This is a genomic window from Methylorubrum suomiense, assembly GCF_022179765.1.
Classification (GTDB): Bacteria; Pseudomonadota; Alphaproteobacteria; order Rhizobiales; family Beijerinckiaceae; genus Methylobacterium; species Methylobacterium suomiense.
Window position 1 is genome coordinate 245,787 of sequence record NZ_BPRE01000004.1, and the last position, 24,990, is coordinate 270,776.

Here is a 24,990-nt window from a genome sequence, read left to right on the forward strand (position 1 = left end):
CCGAGGCCGCGGGGGCCCGTGCGCGGCTCACATGCCGGGTCTGCGGACCCATGGTGCTGCCGCGATCATGCTCACGCGCAGACCCTGCTCGGCCGACACGTAGCCTCAAGGATCGAGCCGGGCCGTCCGCAGGCGCAGGGCGTTGCCGATGACGCTGACCGAGGACAGCGCCATGGCAGCGGCGGCGATGACGGGCGAGAGCAGGATACCCAGGAACGGGTACAGCACCCCGGCCGCGACCGGCACGCCGGCGGCGTTGTAGACGAAGGCGAAGAACAGGTTCTGGCGGATGTTGCCCATCACCGCCTTCGAAAGGCGCCGCGCCCGCACGATCCCCATCAAGTCGCCCTTGAGCAGCGTCAGGCCGGCGCTCTCGATGGCCACGTCCGTGCCGGTGCCCATCGCGATGCCGACGTCCGCCGCGGCGAGCGCGGGGGCGTCGTTGACGCCGTCGCCCGCCATGGCGACCACCTGCCCGGCCGCCTTGTAGCGCTCGACCACGGCGGCCTTCCGGTCGGGCAGCACCTCCGCCTCGACCTCCTCGATGCCGAGGCGGCGGGCGACGGCCTCGGCGGTGGTGCGGTTGTCGCCGGTCAGCATCACCACCCGGATGCCCTCGGTCCGGAGCGCCGCCAGCGCCTCCGCGGTCGTCGCCTTGACGGGGTCGGCGATGGCGATGACGCCCGCCACCCGTCCGTCGACGGCGGCGAAGATCGCGGTCGCGCCGTCTCGCCTCAGTTCGTCCGCCCCTGCCGCATATGCCGACACGTCCACGCCATGCTCGCGCAGGAAGGCCGCGTTGCCGAGCGCAACCCGGCGCCCCTCCACGGTGCCGAACGCGCCCTTGCCGGTCGGGCTTTCGAAGTCGGCGACGGCGGCGGTCGCGACGCCGCGCTCCTCCGCGGCCCGCACGACCGCCGTGGCCAGCGGGTGCTCGCTCGCCCGCTCGACGCTCGCCGCGAGGCGCAGCACCGTAGCCTCATCGAAGCTAGCTGAAGGCACGATCCGGGTGACCGCCGGCTTGCCCTCGGTCAGCGTGCCTGTCTTGTCGACCAGGAGGGTGCCCACCCGCTCCATGCGCTCCAGGGCCTCGGCGTTCTTGACCAGGACGCCGGCCCCGGCACCCCGTCCGACGCCGACCATGATGGACATCGGCGTGGCGAGCCCGAGCGCGCAGGGGCAGGCAATGATGAGCACCGCGACGGCGGCCAAGAGCGCGAAGGTGAAGCGCGGCTCCGGCCCGAAGACCATCCAGGCGAGGAACGCGAGGACCGCCACGCCGATGACGGCGGGCACGAACCAGCCGGCCACTTGGTCGGCGAGGCGCTGGATGGGTGCGCGCGAGCGCTGGGCCTCGGCCACCATCTGGACGATGCGGGCCAGCATGGTGTCGCGCCCGACCTTCGTGGCCTCGATCACGAGGGCCCCGGACTGGTTCAGGCTGCCGCCGACCACGGGGGCGCCCGCCGCCTTGGTGACCGGCATCGATTCCCCCGTCACCAGGCTCTCGTCCACCGAGCTCCGCCCCTCGGCGACGAAGCCGTCGACCGGCACCTTCTCGCCCGGGCGCACCCGCAACCGGTCGCCGGCCGCGATGGCGTCGAGGGACGTCTCTTCCTCGGAGCCGTCCGGTCGAATGCGGTGGGCCGTCTTCGGCGTCAGGTCGAGCAGGGCACGGATCGCGCCGCCGGTGCTCTCGCGGGCGCGAAGTTCCAGTACCTGCCCGAGGAGCACCAGAACCGTGATGACGGCCGCCGCCTCGAAGTAGGCAGGCACGGCCCCGCCATGCCCGCGCAGGGCCTGCGGGAACAGGCCCGGGGCAGCTGTGGCGACGACGCTGTAGAGGAAGGCGCAGCCCGTCCCCAGCGAAACCAGCGTGAACATGTTGAGGTTGCGCGAGACCACGGAACGATAGCCACGCACGAAGAACGGCCAGCCCGCCCAGAGCACCACAGGCGCGGCGAGCACGAACTGTATCCAGTTCGAGGTTTGCTGCCCGAGGCGTTCCGCCAGCCCGAACAGGTGGCCACCCATCTCCAGGACGAAGACGGGGAGCGTCAGCACGAGCCCGACCCGAAAGCGTCGGGTCATGTCGACCAACTCCTCGCTGGGGCCGGTGTCGGCGCCGACCACGGCCGGCTCAAGCGCCATCCCGCAGATGGGGCAGCCTCCCGGGCCGACCTGCCGCACCTCCGGGTGCATCGGGCAGGTGTAGATCGTACCCTCCGGCACCGGCTCCACCCTCGCCTGCCCCGGATCGAGGTAGCGGACCGGATCGGCCTCGAACTTGGTCCGGCATCCGTTCGAGCAGAAGTAGTACGGGTGCCCGGCGTGCTCGGCCCGATGCTTCGCGGCGTGCGGATCGACCGTCATCCCGCAGACGGGATCCTTGACCGTCCCGGTGCCGGAAGCCTGGGTCTCGTGATCACCGTGCCCAAGTTGCGCATGGTCGTGCCCGGCATGATGGCCGTGGCGCTCGTGCGAGGGGGGGACGCTATGCGGCATGACCTGGCTCCCGTGGGTTCGCATCGCCTTCGGTCACCGGCTTCCGGTGACGGGAAGCAGGCCGAGGCTGTCCAAGGACGTCGAACAGGTGACGGGGACGGCGGGCGTCCCCGTCGGGATGGGTGCCCCGGATCGGGGCGCGGCCGACCTACTTGGCGTGCTGCTTCAGCCACGCCTCCATCTCGCCGATCTCCTTCTCCTGGTCGTCGATGATCTTCTGGGCCATAGCCTTGGTGGACGGGTCCTTGGCGTGCTTCAGGGCAACCCTGGCCATCGCGACCGCGCCCTTGTGGTGCGGAATCATGTGGGTGCGGAAATCGACGTCCGGGTTGCCGGTGTAAGCGACGGCCATGTCCTTCATCATGGCCATGTCGGCGGCCTTGAAGTCCTTGGTCGAGGCGTCGTCCTTCGGGTCCGGCTTCATGGAGGACATCGAACCGTGGTCCTTCATGTCCTGCGCGTGGGCGGTACCGGCCAAACCGAGACCGAGAATGGCGGCGATGGCGAGCGTGTTCGGGATTTTCATGGTCGTTACCTTTTTCGATGGCGTGGGATGCCGTCGCGCCGGAACGGACGTCCGCTCCGGCGCGACGGGGCGTCGTGAGGCGCGGCGGCGTTCAGTGACCGTGGGGAGGCTTGGTGGCCGTTCCGTCGGAACGTCCGTGGTCCATCCGCTCGCCGGACTTCGCGGGGGCCGTGTCCCCGAGACGCATGTCGTGGGCAGGCCCTCCCGCCGTGCCGCCGCGGCTCGGCGTGGGCTGCGTCTGCTGCTCGGCGTTCGCGTTGCCCTGGTCGTCGGCGAAGGCGGGCGATGCCGCACCGAAGGCCATCAGAAGGGTGGCGAGAGCGGCGATTTTCATGTGGTGAACTCCTTGGCTCATTGAGGTTGGCCGGTCGCCGGCGTGCAGCTCGTCGACCGATGGCTCCGGCACGGGCACCCGCCTCGGGCGGCTCCCCCTGCATCCCTGCGTGGGATCTTCAGGCCCCCTTCCGGTCGCGCTCGCGACAGGGGGCGATGTTCAGTCGAACTTGCCGCTGGCCGTGGCACCGTCGGGCGCGGTGAGCTGCACGGCGCCCTTCGGGCTGTCCCCGAGCGCCACCGGGGCCGTCCCTGTCAGTCGGTTGCCGTCGGCCGGCTGCAGGGGGACCCGGGTCGGCTTGCCGCCGACGACGAGGATGGCCGTGCCCTTGAAGCCCGTGGCCGGCACCGGCTTCTGGCCGCCGTCCGACAGGAAGACGTCGACGGTCTCGCCCTTGGTAGCGAGCTCGACGTGGAACTTCCCGGCGTCGGCTACCCGGCCGCCGTGCTGGCCGGCGCTTTCGTGGGCGTACGCCGCGGTCGCCGCCATCAGGCCGGCGACGAGGGTCAGTCTGTGCAGGATCATGCTGGTTCTCCTCGGGGGTCAGTAGGCCTCGGCCGGGCGCGGTCGCGCGCCGTCCGGGGACGGGTCGGCCGGCGCCTCGGCGTGCAGGGCGTGCAGCCGCTCCAGCGGCTTGCGGCCGAAGCGCAGGAACAGGACGGGGGTCAGGAAGGTGTCGAGCAGCGTCGCGCTGACGAGGCCGCCGAAGATCGTCACCGCCACCGGGTGCAGGATCTCCTTGCCCGGGCTCGCGGCGTCGTAGAGCAGCGGCACCAGCGCCACGCCCGCCGAGAGCGCCGTCATCAGCACCGGGGTCAGCCGCTCCAGGCTGCCGCGCACCACGAGGTCGGGCCCGAACGGCATACCCTCGTGCAGTGACAGGTTCAGGTAGTGGCTGATCTTCAGGATGCCGTTGCGGGCGGCGATGCCGGTCAGCGTGATGAAGCCGATCATCGACGCCACCGAGAGCGGCTGCCCCACCAGCCAGAGCGCGGCCACCGAGCCGATCAGGGCGAGCGGCACGTTGCCCATGATGATGAGCGCCAGGGCGGCCGAGCGGTAGCGGCTGAACAGGATGGCGAAGACCAGGGCCAGAGAGAGCGCCGAGAGCGCCGCGATGGTCCGGCTCGCCTCCTCCTGCGCCTGGAAAGTGCCTTCCAGGCTGGTGAAGAAGCCGGGCGGCATCGGCTCCTTCGCCACCGCCTCGCGGATGGCGGCCACGACGGTCGCCATGTCGGTGCCGGCCGTGGTGTTGGCCTGCACCACGATGCGGCGCCGGGCGTTCTCGCGCAGGATCTGGTTCGGCCCGTCGGTCTCGCGGATGTCGGCGACCTGGCGCGCCGGCACCCAGCCCGAGGGCGTCTCCAGGAGGAGGTCGCCCAGCCCCGTCGTCGTCCGGCGGTTCTCGGCGAGGCGCAATACCACGTCGAAGCGGCGCACGCCGTCGACGACCGTCGAGACCACCCGACCGTTGGAGAGGCGGCTGATCTGCTCGACGACGGCCGCGGGCTGGACGCCGTAAAGGGCCGCCCGGGTGTAGTCGACGCGCACCTCAAGCTGCGGGATGCGCACCTGCCGCTCGACTTGCAGGTCCGCGAGACCCGGGATCGAGGCCATGCGGTCGCGCAGGGAGTTCGCGACCCGCCGCAGGGCGTCGAGGTCGTCGCCGAACACCTTGAGCGCGATCTCGGCCCGCACGCCCGAGAGCATGTGGTCGAGCCTGTGCGAGATCGGCTGGCCGACGTTGACCGCCACCGGAAGGGCGGCGAGGCGCCCGCGGATGTCGGCGACCAGCGCCTCCTTCGGACGCTTCGTACCTTCGTCGAGCGCCACGTCGATCTCGGAGGAGTGGACGCCCTCGGCGTGCTCGTCGAGTTCGGCCCGACCGGTCCGGCGGCCCACCGCCTTCACGCCCGGGATGTCCAGGAGCAGCTTCTCGGCGATCAGCCCGACCCGGTTGCTCTCGGCGAGCGAGATGCCCGGGTTGAAGGTCATGCTGACCGTGAACGAGCCCTCGTTGAACGGAGGCAGGAAGGCCCGGGGCAGGTTCCAGGCGGCGACGCCCGCGGCGGCGACCGCCACGGCGACGCTTCCGACGAGCCAGCCCTTGTGCCGGAAGGCGACCCGCAGCAGGGCGGCGTTGCCCCGCTTGAGCAGCTTGAGGAAGCGGCTGTCGTGCTCCTCAAGGTTCCTGAGCCCCGGGAGCAGCAGCGACGCCAGCACCGGCGTCAGGGTGATGGAGGTGAGCAGGCTCGCCAGGATGGAGATGATGTAGGCCTGCCCCAGGGGTGCGAAGAGCCGGCCCTCGATGCCCGAGAGGGCGAAGAGCGGCACGAACACCAGGATGATGATCAGCGTCGCGTAGACGATGCCGGAGCGCACCTCGTTCGAGGCCTCCACCACCACCTGGAACACGCTCTTCGGGTTGCCGGCCTTTCGGTTCTCGCCGAGCCGCCGGTAGATGTTCTCGACATCGACCACCGCGTCGTCGACGAGCTCGCCGATGGCGATGGCCAGGCCCCCGAGCGTCATCGTGTTGATGGACAGCCCGAACAGGTGGAACACCACCGCGGTCGTCAGCACCGAGACCGGGATGGCGAGCAGCGAGATCGCCGTGGTGCGCACGTTCAGCAGGAAGGCGAACAGCACCACCGCCACGACCAGCACGGCCTCGACGAGGACGCGCTCGACGTTGCGGATCGAGGTCTCGATGAAGTCTGCCTGCCGGAACAGCACTTGGTCGGCCTTGATGCCGCCGGGCAGGTTCGGGTTGAGTTCCTTCAGTGCGGTCTCGATGCTGCGGGTCAGCCGCACCGTGTCGACGTCGGGCTGCTTCTCGACCGAGACGATGACCGCGGGCTTGGCCATGTAGCCGGCGTCGCCCCGCTTCACCTTCGCGGCAAAGGACACCTCCCCGACCTGGCGCAGGTATACAGGCGTGTCGGCGACCGTCGCGACCACGAGGTTGCGCAGGTCGTCGAGGCTCATGGTCCGGCCGATGCTCCGGATCAGGTACTCGCGGGCGTTCTGATCGGTGAAGCCGCCGCCGGCGTTGGTGCCGAACTGCGCCAGCGCCGTCTCCAGCTGGGCATTGGTCACCCCGAGCGCGCGCATCGCCGCTGGGTTGGGGCTGACCCGGAACTGGCGCACCTCGCCGCCGATGGGGATGACCTGCGCCACGCCCGGAATGGTCAGCAGGCGCGGCCGGATGGTGAAGTCGGCGACCTCGCGCACCTGCATGGGGGTCGCGGTCTCGCTGGTGACCGCCACCAGCAGGATCTGGCCCATGATCGAGGAGACAGGGCCCATCACAGGGGTGACGCCGCGGGGCAGCTGGTCCTGGACGAGGGACAGGCGCTCCGCGACCTGCTGCCGGTTCCGATAGATGTCGGTCCCCCAGTCGAACTCGACGTAGGTGATGGACAGGCCCACGCCCGAGACCGAGCGCACGCGGGTCACGCCGGGGAGACCGTTCATCCGGGTCTCGATGGGATAAGTGACGAGTTGCTCGACCTCCTGGGGGGCGTACCCTTCCGCCTCCGTCATGACCGTGACGGTGGGTCTGTTGAGGTCGGGAAAGACGTCGACCGGCAGCTTGGTCGCGGTGAAGGCGCCGTACAGTACCAGCACCGCGGCGAGCGCGAGGACGAGCAGGCGGTTGCGGACCGACTGGCTGACGAGGAAGGTGAACATCGGGCGGCCTCCTCAGCGAACCTGGTCGAGGAGTTCGGCGCCCTGGGTCACGACCCGCTTACCGGACCCGATCCCCTCGGCCACGAGCACCCGGCCGCCGTCGAGCGGCTCGACCCGAACGGGCCGCGCCTCGAAGCGCTCGGCGGTGGTGTGCTCGTAGACGACGTCCTGCCCGTTGCCGGTGCGCACCACGGCAGAGCGCGGCAGCGCCAGGCCGGCCTGCTCGGTGTCGGTCCCGGCCAGCACCGTGACGAACTGGCCGACCCGCAGGCCGGAGGCGTCGCCCTGGACCGCGAACTGGACCGGTATGGCCTGGTTGCGGTCGGCGAGCCCCGTGCCCTGGTAGGCGAGCTTCAGGGTCCGTCCGTCGGCGAGACGGGCCGTAGCGTTCTGCGCCGCGGTCAGAGCGTCGAAGCTGAGGGCCTCGACCCAGAGGCGGTTTGGATCGACGATCTGGAAGACCATGGCGCCGGGCGCCGCCATCTGCCCGGCCACTGCGGTCGCCTGCGCCACCACGCCGTCGACGGGCGAGACCAGGGCCTCGGGCTGCTGGCGGATCTTGTCGAGGGCCGCGCGGCGGTCGTGCAGGCCATTGAGCTCCGCGACCGCGTCGTCGAGCTGGGTCGTGGCGACGGCGCCGGTCGTGGCGAGCTTCCGGTAGCGCTCGACCCGGCGCTCGACGATGGCGATCTGCTGGTCGAGTTCGCCCTGGCGCTGGCGCATGTCGGAGACGTCGACGGCCTGGACCGGCGGCGTCACCGTGGCGAGCACGTCGCCCTTGCGAACCTTCGTGCCGAGGCGAGGGAAGACGCCGGACGGCGGTGGCGAGATCCGTCCGCCGACCGAGGACTGGACGACGCCGCTGGCGTTCGGGTCCGGGATGATGCGGCCCGGCAACTCGACCGAGCGGTGGAAGCTGCCCTGCTCGGTCATGATGGTGCGCAGGACCAGCAGCCGTTGCGTCGGCTTCGGCACGAAGACGGAGCCGTCGGGCAGGCGCTGCGCGAGGTCCGACGAGGCCGGCGTCGTCTGGCGCGGCTCGATCAGGGCGGCGCCCTCAACGGTTGAGCCGTGGTCCTCGTCGCCGTGCGCGAAGGCGGCGGTGCCGAGGACGAGGGTGATGCCGATGGCGACCAGCGCCACCGCCGGCGCGCCACGGCGCCCGCGTGCGAGCGCCGTCACGAGCACGCCGAGCAGGAAGGCGACGGCGACCGCGGCCACCAGGGCCGGGTCCTTGGCCATCAGCCGTTCCCTGATGCCGTGGGCGACCTCGGAGACGCGCGCCAGGGCAGCCTGAGCCGGGGCCGGCTTGGCAGGCGCCGCGGCCGCGGCGACCTTCGGGTCGGGCACTGTGATCGCCACGGTCAGCACATCGACCGCGTCCCCGGCCGTGACGGTCGCGAGGAGCTCGTGCCGGCCGGGCTTCGACAGCCACGGGACCGGCAGCGCGTAGCCGCCGTCGGTCGTGGCGGTCGCGACCCTGGGACCGTCCGGCGTCTCGACCTCGATGGTCGCGCCGGGCACCGGCTCGTTCGTCCGGAAGCGGTCGAGGAACAGCGTCAGGGTGCCGTCGCGCGGGACGGCGACGAGTTCGAAGGCGTCCGAAAGCGCCTCGCCGCGCGGCGCGATGGTCTTCGAGAGGGGCGGCGGCACGGCGCCGTGGTCGTGGCCCTCGTGGGCAAGCGCAGGCCCCGTTAGGACGGCAGCAAGCAGCGCCACCACGCCATAGGCGGCGGCAAAACGGGTCGACATGAATAGGAATCCTCGCGTCGGGAAGTCCGGACGGCGCCGATAGCGGGCGCATTCCGGGCGTCGCGCGCCTCAGGCGCGCCCTACTTCACGCGAGGGTTCGTGGGGGCTCGGGCAGGGCCTCGGGGTCGACGCCTGAACGGGCGTCGACGTCGTGCGGGATCAGCACGACGTTCCCAGACAGGGGCCTGGAAAGCGACGCGGCGCCGGCGACGACGCCGGACGGGCAGCATACCATCGTCCCGCAGCATGAGCCCCTGCAGCCGACAGGGCAGCATCTCCCACCGGCATCGTCAGCCTGCAGCGAAGACAGCGGCTCGGCTGCCGGGGATTGTCCGTCGAGCGCAAGCCGGGTTTCGGCAGGGCCACCGACGATGCGGGACGGGAGGGTAATCGGCCTCGTCGCGACGGGAGGCGCTGCGTTCGCCTGAGTCGTTGATTGATGACGACCGTGGTGGGCATGGCCGTCGTGGGCTTGGACGGCAGACGGCGCGACGTAGGCGATGATCGCGAGGATCACCACCGCCGTCAGGCGCATGATTTGCCGGTCGAGGCTCATGAGGTCTGGCTTACACCGATTTCGGTGGCGGGACCATGTCCGCATGTGAAACGAAAATGGGGGGATGAAGGTTTGGTTGCCGCTGCGGCATTTCAAGCTGCCGCGAGCAGCGGCTCAGCCGGATCCGCGGCCACGGACACGAGATTGGCCCGCAAATCGATCCCGACTTGAACGCACGGCTCGATGGCTTGGATGGTGCAGGTGATGGGCTTGGTGCAGCCGCCGCATCCGATCTTGTAACGGAACAGGACGCGCTTTCTTTGATGACGTGCCGCGGGTAGTGGGGCTTCCCGATTTGGGAGGGTCGGGGCGTGATGGTTGTTCTTGTGCGAACAAACCAAAATCGCGCATAAGAACCTCGATGGGTGTCGGCGGTTGGCATAGGCGTTGTGCCGTGTTGCAGGAGTGGTGCGCATTCGGTGCCCGCGCGCTCTTGCTCGCCCTGGCCATGTTCATCGTTTCGACCGTTGCGGGCTCCGGCGACGATCTTGCTGATCATGGCGGCCGCTACCACAACGCAATCGATGTGGGGACGCTAGTCACGCCCATGCCCACCGAGGCCGGCAATCCGGGTTTGGCCTGCCGCCTCCTTTGTGGCTGCCATCAGGTGGCCCCTCTCCAAGTCTCCTCCTACGTCACGCCGTCGACGGAGTTCGCCGGCCTGGGCTTTTCCTGGGTGGCCGAGGTTCCGACCTCCGTCACTCCCGACCGACTGGCGAGACCGCCCCGCGCGTAAGGTGACGCCGCGCTCCCAAGAGCGCGTTCGCCCGGCCCACATCTCGGCGCCGGTTCGTCCATCACCTGATCCAACGGGAACGACCGTGACCGCCCAAGCGGGCCGTCCGGCGTCCTTGTCGAGCGGCCCCCATGCGCATCCTCCTGTTCGCGGTCCTCCTGGCCACCGGCATCGCCATAGGCGCAGCCGTCCCCGCCGTCGCCCGCTTCGTCCAGGACAATCTGGCCGCCGCCGGGCTGCCGAAAGACCTGTTCACCATCATCGTGCCACCCATCACCGCCAACCATGAACCCTCGAAGGCTGGGACGCCGCCCGACGGAGATGACGACGTCAAGAAGCCGGGAACCCCCAAGGCCACGAACGGCCACGAGATCGGGAAGCACGGGTACGAGCCGGGCGAGGAGCACCCCGAGAAGGGCGCAATCAGGATGGGACCCGAGGAGGTGGCGGCGCTCAACATCTCGGTCGTGAAAGTCGAGGGCGGCACGCTCGCCCGGCACCTCCTGGTACCCGGCGCCATCACCCCCGACACCGACCGGATCGCGCGCGTCCCGGCCCGGGTCGTGGGTACCGTCACGGAGATGCGCAAGCGCCTCGGCGACCGGGTTGCCAAGGACGAGATCGTCGCCGTCCTCGAAAGCCGTGACGTCGCCGACGCCAAGAGCGAGTACCTCATCGCCTCGGTACGCGCCGAGCTGGAGAAGACCAACTTCGACCGGCAGCAGGCGCTCTGGGACAAGCGCATCTCGTCGGAGCAGGTCTACCTGCGGACCAGGGCAACCTACACGGAAGCCACCTTGCGCGTCGACCTCGCCAGCCAGAAGCTGTCCGCCCTCGGGCTGAGCGCGACCGATGTCGCAGCCGCACAGAAACGAGAAGGTGCCACCCTGAACCAATCCACCCTGCGCCGGTACGAGCTCCGCTCGTCGCTCGCCGGCCGGGTCGTCGAGCGCAAGGTCGAGGTCGGGACGACGGTCGGCGGCAAGGGCGACCCCGCCGACATCTACACCGTCGCCGACCTCTCGACCGTATGGATCGAGCTGTCGGTGCCGACACACGAGCTCGCCATGGTTCGGGAGGGCGCACCCGTAGCTGTCACCCATGCCCATGAGGCCGGCGGCCGCCATGCCGACGGCAAGGTCGTCTTCGTCAGCCCGTTCTTGAACCCGGACACCCGCTCGGCGCGGGTCATCGTCGCCCTGCCGAACCCTGACCTTGCATGGCGCCCCGGCGCCTTCGTCACTGCCGGGGTGGAGATCGCGAACGACGCGGTCGAGGTGCACGTCCCGAAGGCCGCCCTGCAGACGGTCGGGGGCGAGCGCGTCGTTTTCGTGCGCACTGAGGAGGGCTTCGAGAAGCGGGAGGTCGAGCTCGGACGCTCGGACGACGATTCCTACGAGGTCGTCTCCGGACTGAAGTCGGGCGCCACCATCGCGGTTGCCAACTCCTTCATCCTCAAGGCCGAGCTCCGCAAATCCGAAGCGGGCGACGACTGAGGGCGACCGGACCTGATCTCCCGTATCCTCGCCTTCCCCGTTCGACAGGGCTGGCTCGACTTCGTGCCCGATATCAACAGCAACCAGGTGCTGTTCAACACCGTCGCGCCCACGCTCTCGCCCTTCGATATCGAGAAGCAGGTGACCTGACCGGTCGAGACCACGCTCGCCGGCATCAAGGGTTCGGAATACATCCGTTTGCGTTCGCGTAACGACTTCTCCCAGGTCACGGCGGTCTTCGCCGACGAGGTCAAGGTCTACTTCGCCCGCCGCCAGTTGGTGGAGCGCCTAGGCGAGGCGCGCGAGGGGCGGCCGTCCGAATTCCAGCCTCATATGGGGCCGATCATGACCGGCCTCGACGAGATATTCATGTGGACCGTGCGCTACACGGCGCCCGACGCGTGGAAGGCGTCGTGTTTAGGCGAACCGGGCTGGCAATCGGACGACATATACCTGACACCTGAGGGACTGGGGCTGAGGACGGAGCTGGAGAAGGCCGCCTACCTGCGGACCTTCCAGGAATGGATCGTCCGGCCGCAGATCAAGACCGTGCCGGGCGTGGCCAGGGTCGAGGGCAAGATGTTCGAGCCGATGGCGCCGACCGTCATCATCGCGCTCGTTGCCGCCTTCGTCCTGTCGCTGACCTTCGTGCCGGCGCTGATCGCCATCCTGAAGGACGCCATGACCGCGCTTGTTGCCCTCGCTCGGGTTCGTCCCGGTGACGCTGGCGGCGGGGACCGGCACGGAGGTCCAGAAGCCGCTCGCGACCGTGTTCATCCGCGGCTTGATCAGCGCCACCATGCTGACCCTGGTCGTACTTCCGGCCCTCTATGCGCGCTTCGGCGGCGCCCGCGCCACGGCGCCGGTCAGCCATGACGAGGACGACGGTGGCGCCGCTCTGTTCCGGCAGGTCGCCGAACAGTATCCGTGAGCACCACGCGAACCAGCGGCAGTCCTATCAGGATCGCGGACCTCGCATTGCAAGCTTGACAGACTTCAAGAGCAACGAGACCACTCAGAAATGACGACTTTCCTCGCCTATGCGGGCGCGGCCCTCGCCGAAATCGTTGGATGCTTCGCGTTCTGGGCCTGGCTGCGCCTGGACAGATCACCCCTCTGGTTGCTCCCCGGCATGGCATCGCTTGCGCTCTTCGCCTACCTGCTTACCTTAGTCGAGAGCGAGGCGGCAGGCAGGGCTTATGCGGCCTACGGAGGCATCTACATCGTGGCGGCCATCCTCTGGCTATGGGGTGCGGAAGGCTACCGTCCGGACCGATGGGACGTTACGGGCGGTGCGATCTGCCTCGTCGGCATGACGGTGATCCTGTTCGGCCCACGCCCCTGAGGCCCTCGCGGCGATGTGCGCGGCTTACCCAGGATAGTGCCGAATCTTGTTCTTCAACAAGGGCCGGCTCACGCTCGTGGCAGCCTGCAGTCGCATGCTCAACAGCACGCCTGCGGAGGACCATGCCTCAACCGATCCGCCCAAGCACGGGGAAGGCCTCCACGAGGAGGGAAGCCACGGCGCTCATGCGGTCGGTCACCATCAGCAGCCCCATCGCCACCATCACGCCCCCGCCGACGAGCTGAAGCGCACGACCGAACCAGCGTAGGGTCCGAAGGCGCGCGACGAAGCCTGACAGGAAAAGGGCCGCCGCCACGAACGGCACGCCAAGCCCGAGCGAGTAGACGGTGAGCAGGGCGACGCCCTTGCCCGAGGCCGAGGAGGCCGTGACTGCCAGGATGGCACCGAGGACGGGACCGATGCACGGGGTCCATCCGAAGGCGAAGGCCGTTCCGAGGAGATAGGCGGCGACGGGCCCCCGACCCGGCGGATCGCCGTGCCAGCGCAGCTCACGCTGCAGCCAGGCGGGCCGCAGCAGACCGGCCGTGAACAGGCCGAACAGGATCACCAGCAAGCCCGAGGCGAGGTTCAGCGCCTCGCGATGGGCGAGCAGGGCGAAGCCGAGCGCGCTCGCCCCCGCGCCGAACGCGACGAAGACGGTCGTGAACCCGAGCACGAAGCAAAGGCTCAGGCCGAGCGTGCGCAGGCTGTCGCGCTCGCCGGCGGCCGACTGCCCGGCGACGTAAGACACGTAGCCCGGAACGAGAGGCAGCACGCAGGGCGATAGGAACGACACGGCGCCGGCCGCGAAGGCCGCGAGGAAGCCCACGCTTGAGGCGTCGATGGCCATCGGTTCAGCCCCGGCGGAATGATGGACGCAGGATCGTCACTCCTGACCGGCCCCGGCCGCGGCGAAGATCTTGAGAAGGCGTTGGCGCTCCGCCTCGGTCCCGCCGGGCCCCGTCGGCTTGAGCGCCGCCGCGCCCCGGACCGGCTCGCGCTTGCCGGCGAGAGCAACTGGGCCCGCGGCCGGCATAGCGACCTCACGCGGCCCTGCGGCCAGAGCCTCGGGGCGGCTCACCTCGCCGAGACCGCCTCCGGCCGCGACCATGGTTTCCCGGAACGACCGGTGCTGGCCGCCGTCCTCGTACACCAGTCGGACGGCCGGCGTCCCGCTCGCCACGAGGGCGGCGACCTGCCGCTCGTCATCCGCCTGCTTCCGCGCGACCGCGCCGGCCGTGGCCTCGTCGCCGGCATCGAACCCGTATCGGCCATCGGCGACGCCGACGCCCGGCTCGGCCCCCGTGACCTCGAACCGGTCGGACCCCTCCTTGAGGTTCCTCCAGAACGCGATGTTCGGGTCCTGGCGATGCCGGGCCAAGTTCTCCGGCGTCATGCGGAACGGGTAGGACTGGAACTGGACGGCGCGCTGGCCGCCCGCGAAGGCCTCCCGCACCACGGCATAGAGTTCCGAGATTACCTCGTCCGTCATCGCGAAGCAGCCCCGCGACGAGCACGAGCCGTGCACCATCAGGTGCGCGCCGGTGCGTCCCAGGGAGCGGTCGTACTCGTTCGGGTACCCGAGATTGAACGAGAGATAAAGGCTCGAATTCGGGTTCATGGACGCGGGCGTCACCGCGTAGAAGCCCTCCGGCGCCTGCCGGTCCCCCTCCCGGGTCTTGGGCCCCAGCTGACCCGACCAGCGGCACATCGCGTAGGTCTTCAGGAGGGCGTACTTGCCGTCCGTGCCGCGCTTCCAGAGCTCGATCTCGGACTCCTTCTTGTAGGCCCGCATCAGGATCGGATCCGCCGGCGAGACACCCTTGGCCGACATCAGGGCCAGGGTCGCCGGCGGGATCGGCGCGAGGTGACGCGTCGAGGCCGCGTACTGGCCGTCCTGGCAGGCGGACAGCGCCAGGAGGAGGGCCAGACCGAACGTTGTCGTCTTCAGCATGTCGGCCTCGCCGAGGTCGGCCTCCGAGCCTGGGCTCGAAGGGTTGATGACAGGTTGCCGTGGCTGTGGTTCGGCGGAAGCGGGCCGCTTACGGGATCGGATCCCCGGCGCTGCGATGCCTCCGCCGCAGGGGAAGTCCGTCGAGGAGCAGCAGCACCACGCCTGTCGAGATCCAGACGTCCGCCAAATTGAAGGTGAACCAGCGGATGCCGCCGGTGTGCAGGTCGAGGTAGTCCGTGACGACGCCGTCCACGAGCCGGTCGACGAAGTTGCCGGCGGCCCCGCCCGCTATCGCGGCGAGCCCGAGGCGTTCGAGCCCGCCGCCCGCGGCCAGGGCCCAGCCGGCCACGAGGCAGGTGAGCGTGCCCTGGATGGCGAGGAGCAGTGCCAGGGAGGACGGGTCGTGCGCCGGGAACAGGCTGAAGCTGATGCCGTAGTTGAATGACAGGCTCAGGTCGACGAAGGGCAGTGCGCCCCTGACGGCGCCTTCCTCCAGCCACGCCTCGGCCACCGCCTTGGCGACGAGGTCTATGGCCGCGGCGGCCCCCGCCACCCCGGCCACGGTCGCCGCCCGGCCGGCCCACCCTGACAGGGAGATCATCAGGCCCTCAGGAGACGGAGCGCGTTGGCCGTCACCAGGACGGTCGCGCCGGTGTCGGCCAGGATGGCCGGCCAGAGGCCGGTGATGCCTGCGACGGTCGTCATTAGGAACACGGCCTTCAGGCCGAGGGCGATCGCGACGTTCTGGCGGATATTGCCCAGGGTCGCCCGAGAGAGGGAGACCAGCGCCGCCACGTCGCCCACCCGGTCGTTCAGCACCGCCGCGTCCGCCGTTTCCAGGGCCGCGTCGGTGCCGCCGCCCATCGCGATGCCGACGCTGGCGGCGGCGAGCGCCGGCGCGTCGTTAATGCCGTCGCCGACCATCGCCACCGGAGCCGCCGCCTTCAGGGCCGCGATCTCGGCGAGCTTGTCCTGGGGCAGGAGCTCGGCCTTCACGTCGAGCCCGAGTTCGGACGCGACCGCCTCGCCCGTGCGCCGGTTGTCGCCGGTCAGCATCACGCTGCGGACGCCGAGCTTCCGCAGGGCCGAGATGCCGGCCGCCGCGTCGGCGCGGGGCTCGTCCCGGACCGAGATGGCGCCCAAGGCCTCGGCGCCGCGGACGACGATGACCACCGTCTTGCCGCCGGCTTCCAGGTCCGCGACCGCGCGCTCGGCCTCGGGGCCGAGCCGCGCGCTCTCGGCGGCGTGGCGTGGGGAGGCGACGAGCACCGTCTGACCCATCACCGTGGCCGACACCGCCTTGCCGGGGATGGCGCGGGCGTCCCGCGTCGGGCGCAGCGGCACCCCGTCCGCGCTCGCCCGGTCGAGGATGGCCCGGGCGATGGGGTGGCCGCTTCCGCTCTCGACCGCGGCAGCCAACCCGAGAAGCGAGCGCTCCGACGCGTCCGGGGCGAAGACCAGGATGTCCGAGACCCGCGGCCGTCCGGCGGTCAGCGTCCCGGTCTTGTCGAACGCGACCGTGTGCACCCGCCCGATGACCTCCAGTGCGGCGCCGCCCTTGACGAGCAGCCCGCGTCGCGCACCGGCGGCCAGTCCGGAGGCGATGGCCGCGGGGGTCGAGAGCACCAGCGCGCAGGGGCAGGCGATGAGGAGGAGCGCCAGGCCCCGGTAGATCCAGGTGCCCCAATCGGCGCCGAGCAGCGGCGGCACGACCGCAACGGCGGCCGCGAACGCGAACGCGATGGGCGTGTAGACCGCGCTGAACCGGTCGATGAAGCGCGCCGTGGGCGACTTCGACGCCTGCGCCTCCTTGACGAGGTGCAGGATGCGGGCGACTGTGTTGTCGGCCGCCGTCTTTGTGACCCGGACCTGGAGCGCGCCATCGGCGTTGACGCTGCCGGCGTAGACCGGGTCGCCGACCTCCTTGGGCTTCGGGACCGATTCGCCAGTGATGGGGGACTCGTCGAGGCTCGACGCGCCGTCGGTGATCACCCCGTCGGCAGGCACACGGTCGCCCGGCCTCACGACCACGACTTGCCCGATGGCCAGCGACGCAGCGGCCACCTCGCGGATGGTGCCATTGGCCTCGTCGACGAGGCGGGCGGTCTTCGGCACCAGGGCGGCGAGCGCCTTGATGCCGGCACGCGCCCGGCCCGCCGCCACGACCTCCAGCATCTCGCCGACCGTGAAGAGCAGCACGACGATGGCGGCCTCCTCGGCGGCGTGGATGGCGAGCGCCCCCGCGGTGGCGACCGACATCAGCATCTCGATGGAGAAGGGCGTGCCGGCCAACGCCGCCACGGCCGCGCGGCGGCCGTAATAGGCGAGCCCGACGAGCGCCCCTGGCCAGTAGGCGTACTCGCCCGCCAGGCCCGGCGCGATCCGCTCGACCAGGAAGCCGGCGGCGAACAGGGCGCCGATCAGGATGCCCAGCCGCGCCTTCCGGCTCCGCCAGAGCGGCGGCTCAGGCTCCTCCGCGGTCCCGGCGGGCGGGGCGCCGCCCGAGGCTTGGGCCATGGCTAAGTCCGCGGCCGTGGGGAGCAGCGCGACGCCGTAGCCCAGGCGCTCGATCCGCCCCTCCAATTCGGTCCTCGGCGTCGCAGCCTCATCGAGCGCGAGGTCGAGGACTTGGCTGCCGTAGTTCACGCGCACGTCCGCGACGCCCGGCAGCCGGGAGACGGCGGTCTCGATCTTCCCGGCGCAGGTCGGGCAGTCCATGCCCTTGACCCTGTAGCGCAGGGCCTGCGGACCGTTCGTGGGGAAGGATGTGCGGTCCGCGCCGGCGGCCTGGCTCATGGTGCGCTCCGTTCGCCGGGCTCCTGGTCCGGACTGGGAAGGCCCCCTACATGCACCCTGTAGTCACTACAGGGTCAAGGCCGTGCGGACCGCTTCTTCCATGACCATCGGCAGCCTCGCGGAGGCCACGCAGACCCGTGTCGAAACGGTCCGGTGGTACGAGAAGGTCGGGTTGCTGCCCCCGCCGGCGCGGTCGAGCGGGAACTACCGGCTCTACGGGCCCGAACACCTGCGCCGGCTGAGCTTCATCCGCCGCGGTCGCGCCCTCGGCTTCACCGTGGAGCAGATCCGGGACCTGCTCGCCTTGGCGGACGACCGGGATCGCTCCTGCGGCGAGGTCGACACCATCGCCCGCGCCCATCTCGCCGACGTGGAGCGCAAGCTGGCCGACCTGACCCGGCTCGCCTCGGAACTCCGCGAGGTCATCGGCCAGTGCGGCTGCGGGTCGGTCGCCGACTGCCGCATCATCGAGGCGCTATCGCCGTTGGGTGAACCCGCGTGAGCGATCTGGGCGCGGGGGTCAGCGAGCGACGTAGGGCGTCATCAGCACTCGGCTCGCGAACAGCCCCTTGGCCGCGAACCCGCAGCACGCGACGGCGAGGACAGCGACCGTGATCGCGACGAAGGCTCGGCGCGCGGCGGTCCGGACGTGCGGCCTGATGCGACGGCGGCGGCCCGCGTTCCTCTGGCCCCAGGAATGGCGTTCCACGCGAACCGCCCCGTTCCGCCCGACGAGCATCGCAGGCTTGCCACCGCGACCTTACGAGGCCCGGGGATACCATGCCGGCGGCCAAAGCCGGAAGGGCCGGCGCGGTCAACTCGCGAGAGACAAAAAGACAGTACCACGCGAGGCGAACTCAGAATAGAACAGCCTCGGAAACCAAGAAGCCCACAGGTTGGAACCTGTGGGCTTCACACGGGCCGGAGCCCATGGGTTGCTGACGGCGCACCGTTCAGCGTTGACGGATCGGATATGAGTGCATGGAGCTGGATAGTCAAGCGGGAAAATCCAGGATCCGGGCTGCACTCTACATCGACGGCTTTAGTTTGTATCATTCCGTCAATGATTTAGGAGAGCCCTTTCTGAAGTGGTGCAACTTCTGGAAGCTGGGGGAGTCGATCATCCCGCGCCAGTCGGAGGAGCTCGTCCGCGTCGTGTTCTGCACGGCCTATTACCCGGGCGATCACAGCAAGAAAATCCGCTATGAACGCCTGGTCCGGGCGCTCAAGCTGGTCGGCGTCGAGACCGTCCTTGGCCACTTCAGTCATGAAGATGCCAAGTGCCGGGATTGCGGCTCCATTTGGCAGAAGCCGACCGAGAAGGCGACGGACATCAATCTCGCGCTTAGCGTCTATGACGATGTAGTACAGGATGTCATGGATACTGCATATCTCCTGACCGCCGATACGGACCAGGCGGCGACAGCCAAGCTGTTCGCCAAGCGCTTTCCCGGCAAGAAGCTCGTCAGCGTCAGCCCCCCGGGCCGGACCCACTCGCAGCACATCCTGTCGCACACCCCGCACAAGATCGCGCTTACCGGGAGCATATCGAGAGGGCGCTGTTCCCGGGGCTCGTCACCGCGGAGGGGCAGGCCTCCGTCATGCGCCCGCACGAGTACGACCCGCCGGCCGGCTACGTGATGTGGGATCAGCGTCCGAAGCCCGCGCCCAAGTCGGGGGCGAAGGCGGCCGCGCCGGCGGCGGCGATGCCCGAGCGCTGAATCCGCCGTGGCCTCAGGCCAGTTCCCCGCCGCGGTACCGCGCGAACGTCGACCGACCGTCCTTCCCGAACAGGACGACGTCGTAGGTATCAGGCTGCATGTCCTCGACCTCCATGCCGGGCGAACCGACCGGCATGCCCGGCACGGCCAGACCCATTCCCTCGGGCCGCTCCGCGAGGAGCCGCTTGATCGCCCCGGCCGGGACGTGCCCCTCGATCACGTAGCCGCCGACCTGGGCGGTGTGGCAGGAGGCAAGCTCGCGAGGCACCCCCAGGCGGATCTTGAGCGGGTTCACCGGGCCCTCGGTCACGGTGACGGTGAAGCCGGCCTCGCGCAGGTGGGTGACCCATCTCTCGCAGCAGCCGCAGCTCGGGTCCTTGGTCACCGCGACCGTCGGCGGCCCCTCCGCCAAGGCGCCCCGTCCAAGCACCAGCCCCACCGCCAAACCCACGAGCACGGTACGTCTGGATGGCATCGCATCGCTCCTCATCGTCATCTCCCGTTCGCTCTCACTCGGCCGCCTGCGGCAGCCGCATCGCCTCACCATCCGTCCCCTCGCGGACCGCGCCGGCCGGGGGTAGGCCCCGCCCCTTCACCAGGGCGTAGACCGCCGGGATGACCACCAGGGTCAGCGCAGTCGAGGAGACCATCCCGCCGATCATCGGCACCGCGATGCGCTGCATGACCTCGGAGCCTGAACCGGTACTCCAGAGGATGGGCAGCAGGCCCGCCATGATGGCGACGACCGTCATCATCTTGGGCCGGACCCGCTCGACCGCGCCGACCATGATGGCCCGGCGCAGGTCCGGGCGCGCGAGCGGGCGTCCCTCGCGCTCGCACTGGGCGCGGACCTCGTCGAGGGCGTGGTCGAGGTAGACCAGCATGATCACCCCGGTCTCGGCAGCGACGCCGGCCAGGGCGATGAAGCCGACCGCCACAGCGACCGACAGGTTGAAGCTCATCCACCAGAGCAGCCACACCCCGCCGACCAGGGCAAAAGGCAGCGACAGCATCACGATGAGTGTCTCGGTCAGGCGCCGGAAGTTCAGGTAGAGCAGCAGGAACACGATCAGCAGCGTCAGCGGCACCACGACCGCGAGGCGCGCCTCCGCACGCTCCAGGTACTCGTACTGTCCGCTCCACTGCAGGGTCGTGCCCTGGGGAAGCCGCACCGCGTCTGCCACCGCCTTGCGCGCCTCGGCGACGTAGCCGCCGAGGTCTCGCCCGGCGATGTCGACGAAGAGGTAGACCGCGAGATGCCCGTTCTCGGTGCGGATCAAGGTCGGCCCTCGGGTGAGCTCGACCTTCGCCACCTCACCGAGCGGCACCGTGCCGCCGGTCGGCAGCGGCACCTGGACCTCTGTCGCGATGGCCCTTGGGTCCGAGCGGAAGGCGCGCGGGTAGCGCACATTGACGGTGTAGCGCTCGCGGCCCTCGACCGTGTTCGTCACGGACTGCCCACCCAGGGCCGTCGCGACGACGTCCTGCACGTCCCCGACCATCAGGCCGTAGCGCCCGAGCGCTTCGCGGTCCGGCGTGATGTCGAGGAAGTAGCCCCCGATGACCCGCTCGGCATAGGCGCTCGACGTGCCCGGCACGGCCCGCACCACCGTCTCCACCTGGCGGGCGACCCCCTCCATCGCCCTGAGGTCGGTGCCCAGCACCTTCACGCCCACCGGGGTGCGGATGCCCGTCGAGAGCATGTCGATGCGCGCGCGGATCGGCTGCGTCCAGGCATTCGACACACCCGGGAACTGCAGGGCCGCGTCCATCTCCGCCTTGAGGCTCGCGAGCGTCACGCCCGGGCGCCACTCCGCCTTCGGCTTCAAGGCGATGACCGTCTCGAACATCTCCATCGGCGCGGGGTCGGTGGCCGTGTTGGCGCGCCCAGCCTTGCCGTAGACCGAGGCCACCTCGGGGAAGCTCTTGATGATGCGGTCCTGGGTGGCGAGGAGCTCGCCGGCCTTGGTCACCGAGATGCCCGGCAGGGTCGTCGGCATGTAGAGCAGCGTGCCTTCGTCGAGCTCCGGCATGAACTCGGATCCGAGTTGCCGGGCCGGCCAAGCGGTCGCGGCCAGTACGCCGACGGCGAGCAGGATGGTGAGGAGTCGGGCTCGCAGAACGCCGGCGATGAGAGGCCGGTACAGCCAGATCAGGAGCCGGTTCAGCGGGTTGCGGTGCTCCGGGACGATGCGCCCGCGCACGAACAGCACCATCAGGGCTGGCACCAGCGTGACCGAGAGGAGCGCCGCCGCCGCCATGGCGAAGGTCTTGGTGAAGGCGAGCGGCCCGAACAGCCGTCCCTCCTGGCTCTCCAGGGTGAAGATCGGCAGGAAGCTCACCGTGATGACGAGGAGCGAGAAGAACAGGGACGGCCCGACCTCCGCAGCGGCCTCGACGAGGACCTCGACCCGCGGCTTGCCCGGGGGCGCCCGCTCCAGGTGCTTGTGGGCGTTCTCGATCATCACGATGGCGGCGTCGACCATGGCGCCGACCGCGATGGCGATGCCGCCCAGGCTCATGATGTTGGCGCCAATTCCGAGCGCCCTCATGCCGGCGAAGGCCATCAGGATACCGACCGGCAGCATCAGGATGGCCACGAGCGCGCTGCGCACGTGCAGCAGGAACACGATGCAGACGAGAGAGACGACGATGCTCTCCTCGACCAGCGTGTGGCGCAGGGTGTCGATGGCCGCGTCGATGAGCTGCGAGCGGTCGTAGACCGGCAGGATCTCGGTGCCGGCCGGCAGGCTTTTCGCGACCTCTGCGAGCTTCGCCTTCACCCCCTCGATGACGTTGAGTGCGTTGGCGCCGAAGCGCTGCAGGACGATGCCGCCGGCGACCTCGCCCTCGCCGTTCATCTCGGTGATGCCGCGGCGCTCGTCCGGCCCGAGCTCGACCCGGGCGACGTCCCGGAGCCGCAGCGGCGTGCCGCCCACGGTCTTGAGCACGATGTTCTCGATATCGGCGACGCTCTTCAGGTAACCGCGCCCGCGCACCATGAACTCGAACTCGGACAGCTCGACCGTGCGCCCGCCGACGTCGGCGTTGCTCGACTGGATGGCGTCCCGGAGCTTGTTGAGGCTGATGCCCTGCGCGCGCAGCCGGTTCGGGTCCACGACGACGTTGTACTGCTTCACGAACCCGCCGACGCCCGCGACCTCGGCCACGCCCTCCGCGCGCGAGGCCCCGAACCGGATGACCCAATCCTGCAGCGACCGAAGCTCGGCGAGCGTCCGTTCCTTCGCGACGACGACGTACTGGTAGACCCAGCCCACACCGGTCGCGTCGGGTCCGAGGGTCGGCGTCACGCCGACCGGCAGGCGGCTCGCTGCACCGTTGAGGAACTCCAGCACGCGCGAGCGCGCCCAGTACGGGTCGGTGCCGTCCTCAAAGATGACGTAGACGAAGGACACCCCGAAGAACGAGAAGCCGCGCACCACCTTCGCCTTCGGAACCGTCAGCATGGCGGTCGTGAGGGGGAAGGTGACGACGTCCTCGACGGTCGTCGGACTTTGCCCGGGGTATTCGGTGTAGACGATGGCCTGCACGTCCGAGAGGTCGGGGATGGCGTCGAGCGGCAGGGTCTTGAGCGCCAGGACGCCGGTCGCCACCGCGAACACGGTCCCGATCAGCACCAGGACGAGGTTGCGGGCCGACCAGCCGATCAGGCGGGCGATCACGGCGTGCCTCCCGCGCTCGCCGCCTGCCGGTCATCCTTGGGCGCGGTCATGCCCTGCAGCGCCGCCTTCAGGTTGCTCTCGGCGTCGATCAGGAAGTTCGCCGCGGTAACCACGCGGTCACCGGCCGTGACCCCCTCGCGGATCTCGACGTAGCCCCGGCCGCGGAGGCCGACCGTCACCGGCTTCGGCTCGAAGCGCCCCTCGCCGTGGTCGAGCAGCACGACCTGGCGCTCGCCGGTGTCGATGACCGCGTCGTCGGGCACCGCCACCACTGGCTTGGCGTCGCCTGTCGCGATCTCGACGTCCGCGTACATCGACGGGCGCAGGGCGCCGTCGGGGTTCGGCAACTCGATACGTAGCCGGGCGGTTCGGGTCTCCATGTTGAGGTGGGGGTAGATCCGGGTCACCGTCCCGCTGAAGGTCCGGTCCGGGAAGGCCCGCGCCCGGACCGTCGCCCTCTGCCCCTCCGCTACCCCGGCCAAGTCGCGCTCGGTCACGTCGGCTAGCACCCAGACACGAGTGTGGTCGACGATGCGGAACAGGACGTCGCCGGACTTGGCCTTCATCCCGTCCGAGACGTTGCGCTCGACCACGACGCCGTCCCGGGGCGCGAACCATGTGATGGAGGGTGGCACCTTATGGGTTCGCTCGATCTCGTCGATGACCTCCGGCGGGATGGCGAGGTTCTCCAGGCGCCGACGGCCGCCCTCGTAGCCGATGGAGGTCAGGTACTGGGCCGCGACCGCGTTGATCTCGGGCGCGAACAGGCGCAGCAACGGCTGGCCCTTGCGGACGTGGTCGCCCGTGGTGACCGGCTCGACCTTCTCGATGAAGGCGTCCGTGCGCATGGCGATGACGGAGACGCGGCGCTCGTCCTCCTCGACGCTGCCCGGCGCCCGCACCAGAACCGACAGGACGCGGCGCTCCGCGAGCTCGGTCCGCACGCCCGTGCGCTGGACCTTGCCCGGCGAGACCGTCACGACGCCGCCCTCGTCCTCGCCCGCGTAGACGGGGATGTAGTCCATTCCCATCGAGTCCTTCTTCGACACCGGCGAGGTGTCCGGCAGCCCCATCGGGTTCCGGTAGTAGAGGACGCGCCGGGCGTCGCCGCCGGGCTTGGCCGCCTCGACCGGCTCCGCGTCGTGCCCGGCCATGTCCGCGGGCATAGACTCGCCGTCCTCGTCGTCGAAGCGCACGTCCTCGCTGGCGCGGACGGCCCGGAACTCCCGGCCGTCCGCCGTCACCATCGGCGACGCCGAGTAGGCGGGCTTCCCGTCCGGGTCCCGGTAGTAGACCACCGGTCCGGACGCGGGCTTGGACGGAGCCGGCGCCTGCGCGGCGGGCAGCAAGCGGGCGACGCCGTGCCGGGCCCGCTCGACCAGCGCCGGCACGGGACCGTCCTGCTGTCCGGCCCAGTAGCCGAGGCCCCCCGCCGCGAGCGCGGCGAGGGTGCCGGCGAACCATGCCTGGCGGGTCATCTCGCGGCCTGAAGGACCAGCCTGTCCTCGACCGTGCCGGTCTCGCCTTGGATCTTGGCGGCCAGCGACAGGCGCCAGCGGCCCTGCATCGAGAGCTTGGCCTTGAAGCGGTAGACGCCGGGCTCGGTCGAGGGGACCTGCTCCACCTTGGTGGCCATCTCCTCCATGGCGTCGGGGGCCATGTCGAGGCGCTTGGCGAAGACCACGGCGTCGGTCACCGGCTTGCCGTTCCGCTGGTCGACGAGCCGGACGGCGATGACGGCCTCGCCGACCTTCGCCTCCTGCTGCAGGAGTTCGAAGCGGTAATCCTTGATGTCTGCCAAGGCGGGCGGGGCGAACGTCGACACCGACAGTGCGGCGCCGAGCAGCGCGGCCGGCACGGCGCGCGCGAAGGGGTTCTTGGTCACGGATCTCA

At 70.1% G+C, this 24,990-nt stretch carries 23 protein-coding genes and 1 pseudogene; 7 read left to right on the forward strand and 17 right to left on the reverse strand.

Annotation, left to right across the window (positions count from 1 at the left end):
- Nucleotides 1-105: 105 nt before the first annotated feature.
- The 7 genes from MFF26_RS08330 to MFF26_RS08360 form a co-directional block, all read right to left on the reverse strand.
- The gene (locus MFF26_RS08330; RefSeq protein WP_003596983.1) at nucleotides 106-2,505 is read right to left on the reverse strand and encodes a heavy metal translocating P-type ATPase; all 2,400 of its coding nucleotides are present in this window, start codon (nucleotides 2,503-2,505) and stop codon (nucleotides 106-108) included.
- Between the two features lie 148 nt (nucleotides 2,506-2,653).
- Complete coding sequence (gene copM / locus MFF26_RS08335) at nucleotides 2,654-3,031, reverse strand: CopM family metallochaperone (protein WP_003596982.1); 378 nt, start codon at nucleotides 3,029-3,031, stop codon at nucleotides 2,654-2,656.
- 91 nt (nucleotides 3,032-3,122) lie between these two features.
- Nucleotides 3,123-3,365, reverse strand: a complete 243-nt coding sequence (locus MFF26_RS08340) for a hypothetical protein (RefSeq protein WP_003596981.1) — start codon at nucleotides 3,363-3,365, stop codon at nucleotides 3,123-3,125.
- Between the two features lie 159 nt (nucleotides 3,366-3,524).
- Nucleotides 3,525-3,890: a hypothetical protein gene (locus MFF26_RS08345; RefSeq protein ID WP_003596978.1), complete on the reverse strand. Its 366-nt coding sequence runs from the start codon at nucleotides 3,888-3,890 to the stop codon at nucleotides 3,525-3,527.
- A gap of 18 nt (nucleotides 3,891-3,908) precedes the next feature.
- Nucleotides 3,909-7,058: an efflux RND transporter permease subunit gene (locus MFF26_RS08350; RefSeq protein WP_003596977.1), complete on the reverse strand. Its 3,150-nt coding sequence runs from the start codon at nucleotides 7,056-7,058 to the stop codon at nucleotides 3,909-3,911.
- 12 nt (nucleotides 7,059-7,070) lie between these two features.
- The gene (locus tag MFF26_RS08355; protein ID WP_238307877.1) at nucleotides 7,071-8,810 is read right to left on the reverse strand and encodes an efflux RND transporter periplasmic adaptor subunit; all 1,740 of its coding nucleotides are present in this window, start codon (nucleotides 8,808-8,810) and stop codon (nucleotides 7,071-7,073) included.
- A gap of 85 nt (nucleotides 8,811-8,895) precedes the next feature.
- Entirely contained in the window at nucleotides 8,896-9,366 is a 471-nt protein-coding gene (locus tag MFF26_RS08360) for a hypothetical protein (RefSeq protein ID WP_017484333.1), read from the reverse strand.
- 394 nt (nucleotides 9,367-9,760) lie between these two features.
- Between MFF26_RS08360 and MFF26_RS08365 the strand changes: the two genes are divergently transcribed.
- The 3 genes and pseudogenes from MFF26_RS08365 to MFF26_RS08375 form a co-directional block, all read left to right on the forward strand.
- The gene (locus MFF26_RS08365; protein WP_096486613.1) at nucleotides 9,761-10,102 is read left to right on the forward strand and encodes a hypothetical protein; all 342 of its coding nucleotides are present in this window, start codon (nucleotides 9,761-9,763) and stop codon (nucleotides 10,100-10,102) included.
- Between the two features lie 131 nt (nucleotides 10,103-10,233).
- Nucleotides 10,234-11,598, forward strand: coding sequence for an efflux RND transporter periplasmic adaptor subunit (locus tag MFF26_RS08370; protein ID WP_238307878.1), 1,365 nt, complete (start codon nucleotides 10,234-10,236; stop codon nucleotides 11,596-11,598).
- A 12-nt stretch (nucleotides 11,599-11,610) separates the two neighbouring features.
- Nucleotides 11,611-12,174 (forward strand): annotated as a pseudogene (locus MFF26_RS08375) (efflux RND transporter permease subunit); the annotation flags it as partial.
- Here the strand turns inward: MFF26_RS08375 and MFF26_RS26620 are convergent.
- The gene (locus MFF26_RS26620; RefSeq protein ID WP_017484334.1) at nucleotides 12,099-12,281 is read right to left on the reverse strand and encodes a hypothetical protein; all 183 of its coding nucleotides are present in this window, start codon (nucleotides 12,279-12,281) and stop codon (nucleotides 12,099-12,101) included. The pseudogene MFF26_RS08375 and the gene MFF26_RS26620 overlap by 76 nt on opposite strands.
- A gap of 35 nt (nucleotides 12,282-12,316) precedes the next feature.
- Here MFF26_RS26620 and MFF26_RS26625 point away from each other — a divergent pair, with 35 nt between their 5' ends.
- Together MFF26_RS26625 and MFF26_RS08380 are read left to right on the forward strand one after the other, a co-directional pair.
- On the forward strand, nucleotides 12,317-12,529 hold the full coding sequence (locus MFF26_RS26625; RefSeq protein WP_158022301.1) for an efflux RND transporter permease subunit: 213 nt from the start codon (nucleotides 12,317-12,319) through the stop codon (nucleotides 12,527-12,529).
- A 90-nt stretch (nucleotides 12,530-12,619) separates the two neighbouring features.
- Nucleotides 12,620-12,943 (forward strand): YnfA family protein, encoded by a 324-nt coding sequence (locus tag MFF26_RS08380; protein WP_003596966.1) that lies wholly within the window; start codon nucleotides 12,620-12,622, stop codon nucleotides 12,941-12,943.
- A 127-nt stretch (nucleotides 12,944-13,070) separates the two neighbouring features.
- Here MFF26_RS08380 and MFF26_RS08385 read toward each other — a convergent pair whose 3' ends face one another.
- The 4 genes from MFF26_RS08385 to MFF26_RS08400 form a co-directional block, all read right to left on the reverse strand.
- Entirely contained in the window at nucleotides 13,071-13,793 is a 723-nt protein-coding gene (locus tag MFF26_RS08385) for a cytochrome c biogenesis CcdA family protein (RefSeq protein ID WP_238307879.1), read from the reverse strand.
- Nucleotides 13,794-13,829: 36 nt separating this feature from the next.
- Nucleotides 13,830-14,897: a L,D-transpeptidase family protein gene (locus MFF26_RS08390; protein ID WP_238307880.1), complete on the reverse strand. Its 1,068-nt coding sequence runs from the start codon at nucleotides 14,895-14,897 to the stop codon at nucleotides 13,830-13,832.
- 88 nt (nucleotides 14,898-14,985) lie between these two features.
- Nucleotides 14,986-15,498 carry a signal peptidase II gene (lspA, locus tag MFF26_RS08395; protein WP_003607368.1) on the reverse strand — a complete coding sequence of 171 codons (513 nt, stop codon included), beginning with the start codon at nucleotides 15,496-15,498 and terminating at the stop codon, nucleotides 14,986-14,988.
- Nucleotides 15,498-17,693, reverse strand: coding sequence for a heavy metal translocating P-type ATPase (locus MFF26_RS08400; RefSeq protein ID WP_238307881.1), 2,196 nt, complete (start codon nucleotides 17,691-17,693; stop codon nucleotides 15,498-15,500). The genes lspA and MFF26_RS08400 overlap by 1 nt, the downstream gene beginning before the upstream one ends.
- 100 nt (nucleotides 17,694-17,793) lie before the next feature.
- Here MFF26_RS08400 and MFF26_RS08405 point away from each other — a divergent pair, with 100 nt between their 5' ends.
- A complete protein-coding gene (locus MFF26_RS08405; RefSeq protein ID WP_007557643.1) occupies nucleotides 17,794-18,195 on the forward strand; it encodes a MerR family transcriptional regulator in 402 nt (133 codons plus the stop codon).
- A gap of 18 nt (nucleotides 18,196-18,213) precedes the next feature.
- On the opposite strand, the gene MFF26_RS08410 is transcribed toward MFF26_RS08405, so the two are convergent.
- The gene (locus MFF26_RS08410; RefSeq protein WP_238307882.1) at nucleotides 18,214-18,402 is read right to left on the reverse strand and encodes a hypothetical protein; all 189 of its coding nucleotides are present in this window, start codon (nucleotides 18,400-18,402) and stop codon (nucleotides 18,214-18,216) included.
- Nucleotides 18,403-18,674: 272 nt separating this feature from the next.
- Between MFF26_RS08410 and MFF26_RS08415 the strand changes: the two genes are divergently transcribed.
- Nucleotides 18,675-19,334, forward strand: coding sequence for an NYN domain-containing protein (locus tag MFF26_RS08415; RefSeq protein WP_238307883.1), 660 nt, complete (start codon nucleotides 18,675-18,677; stop codon nucleotides 19,332-19,334).
- A 93-nt stretch (nucleotides 19,335-19,427) separates the two neighbouring features.
- Here the strand turns inward: MFF26_RS08415 and MFF26_RS08420 are convergent, their stop codons facing one another.
- From MFF26_RS08420 to MFF26_RS08435, 4 genes are read right to left on the reverse strand one after another with little or no spacing between them, the layout of a single operon-like run.
- Nucleotides 19,428-19,904, reverse strand: coding sequence for a DUF411 domain-containing protein (locus MFF26_RS08420; RefSeq protein ID WP_238307884.1), 477 nt, complete (start codon nucleotides 19,902-19,904; stop codon nucleotides 19,428-19,430).
- Nucleotides 19,905-19,923: 19 nt separating this feature from the next.
- A complete protein-coding gene (locus MFF26_RS08425; RefSeq protein ID WP_238307885.1) occupies nucleotides 19,924-23,097 on the reverse strand; it encodes an efflux RND transporter permease subunit in 3,174 nt (1,057 codons plus the stop codon).
- A complete protein-coding gene (locus tag MFF26_RS08430; protein ID WP_166060454.1) occupies nucleotides 23,094-24,575 on the reverse strand; it encodes an efflux RND transporter periplasmic adaptor subunit in 1,482 nt (493 codons plus the stop codon). The genes MFF26_RS08425 and MFF26_RS08430 overlap by 4 nt, the downstream gene beginning before the upstream one ends.
- Nucleotides 24,572-24,982, reverse strand: coding sequence for a FixH family protein (locus tag MFF26_RS08435; RefSeq protein WP_096486602.1), 411 nt, complete (start codon nucleotides 24,980-24,982; stop codon nucleotides 24,572-24,574). The genes MFF26_RS08430 and MFF26_RS08435 overlap by 4 nt, the downstream gene beginning before the upstream one ends.
- Between the last annotated feature and the right edge of the window lie 8 nt (nucleotides 24,983-24,990).

Coding starts and splice junctions, on each gene's coding strand:
- MFF26_RS08345 (WP_003596978.1), bottom strand. CDS start 3,890: ATGATCCTGCACAGACTGACCCTCGTCGCCGGCCTGATGGCGGCGACC.
- MFF26_RS08350 (WP_003596977.1), bottom strand. CDS start 7,058: ATGTTCACCTTCCTCGTCAGCCAGTCGGTCCGCAACCGCCTGCTCGTC.
- MFF26_RS08385 (WP_238307879.1), bottom strand. CDS start 13,793: ATGGCCATCGACGCCTCAAGCGTGGGCTTCCTCGCGGCCTTCGCGGCC.
- MFF26_RS26620 (WP_017484334.1), bottom strand. CDS start 12,281: ATGGCGTCCTTCAGGATGGCGATCAGCGCCGGCACGAAGGTCAGCGAC.
- lspA (WP_003607368.1), bottom strand. CDS start 15,498: ATGATCTCCCTGTCAGGGTGGGCCGGCCGGGCGGCGACCGTGGCCGGG.
- MFF26_RS08405 (WP_007557643.1), top strand. CDS start 17,794: ATGACCATCGGCAGCCTCGCGGAGGCCACGCAGACCCGTGTCGAAACG.
- MFF26_RS08400 (WP_238307881.1), bottom strand. CDS start 17,693: ATGAGCCAGGCCGCCGGCGCGGACCGCACATCCTTCCCCACGAACGGT.
- MFF26_RS08355 (WP_238307877.1), bottom strand. CDS start 8,810: ATGTCGACCCGTTTTGCCGCCGCCTATGGCGTGGTGGCGCTGCTTGCT.
- MFF26_RS08390 (WP_238307880.1), bottom strand. CDS start 14,897: ATGCTGAAGACGACAACGTTCGGTCTGGCCCTCCTCCTGGCGCTGTCC.
- MFF26_RS08340 (WP_003596981.1), bottom strand. CDS start 3,365: ATGAAAATCGCCGCTCTCGCCACCCTTCTGATGGCCTTCGGTGCGGCA.
- MFF26_RS08430 (WP_166060454.1), bottom strand. CDS start 24,575: ATGACCCGCCAGGCATGGTTCGCCGGCACCCTCGCCGCGCTCGCGGCG.
- copM (WP_003596982.1), bottom strand. CDS start 3,031: ATGAAAATCCCGAACACGCTCGCCATCGCCGCCATTCTCGGTCTCGGT.
- MFF26_RS08370 (WP_238307878.1), top strand. CDS start 10,234: ATGCGCATCCTCCTGTTCGCGGTCCTCCTGGCCACCGGCATCGCCATA.
- MFF26_RS08420 (WP_238307884.1), bottom strand. CDS start 19,904: ATGAGGAGCGATGCGATGCCATCCAGACGTACCGTGCTCGTGGGTTTG.
- MFF26_RS08330 (WP_003596983.1), bottom strand. CDS start 2,505: ATGCCGCATAGCGTCCCCCCCTCGCACGAGCGCCACGGCCATCATGCC.
- MFF26_RS08415 (WP_238307883.1), top strand. CDS start 18,675: ATGGAGCTGGATAGTCAAGCGGGAAAATCCAGGATCCGGGCTGCACTC.
- MFF26_RS08380 (WP_003596966.1), top strand. CDS start 12,620: ATGACGACTTTCCTCGCCTATGCGGGCGCGGCCCTCGCCGAAATCGTT.
- MFF26_RS08360 (WP_017484333.1), bottom strand. CDS start 9,366: ATGAGCCTCGACCGGCAAATCATGCGCCTGACGGCGGTGGTGATCCTC.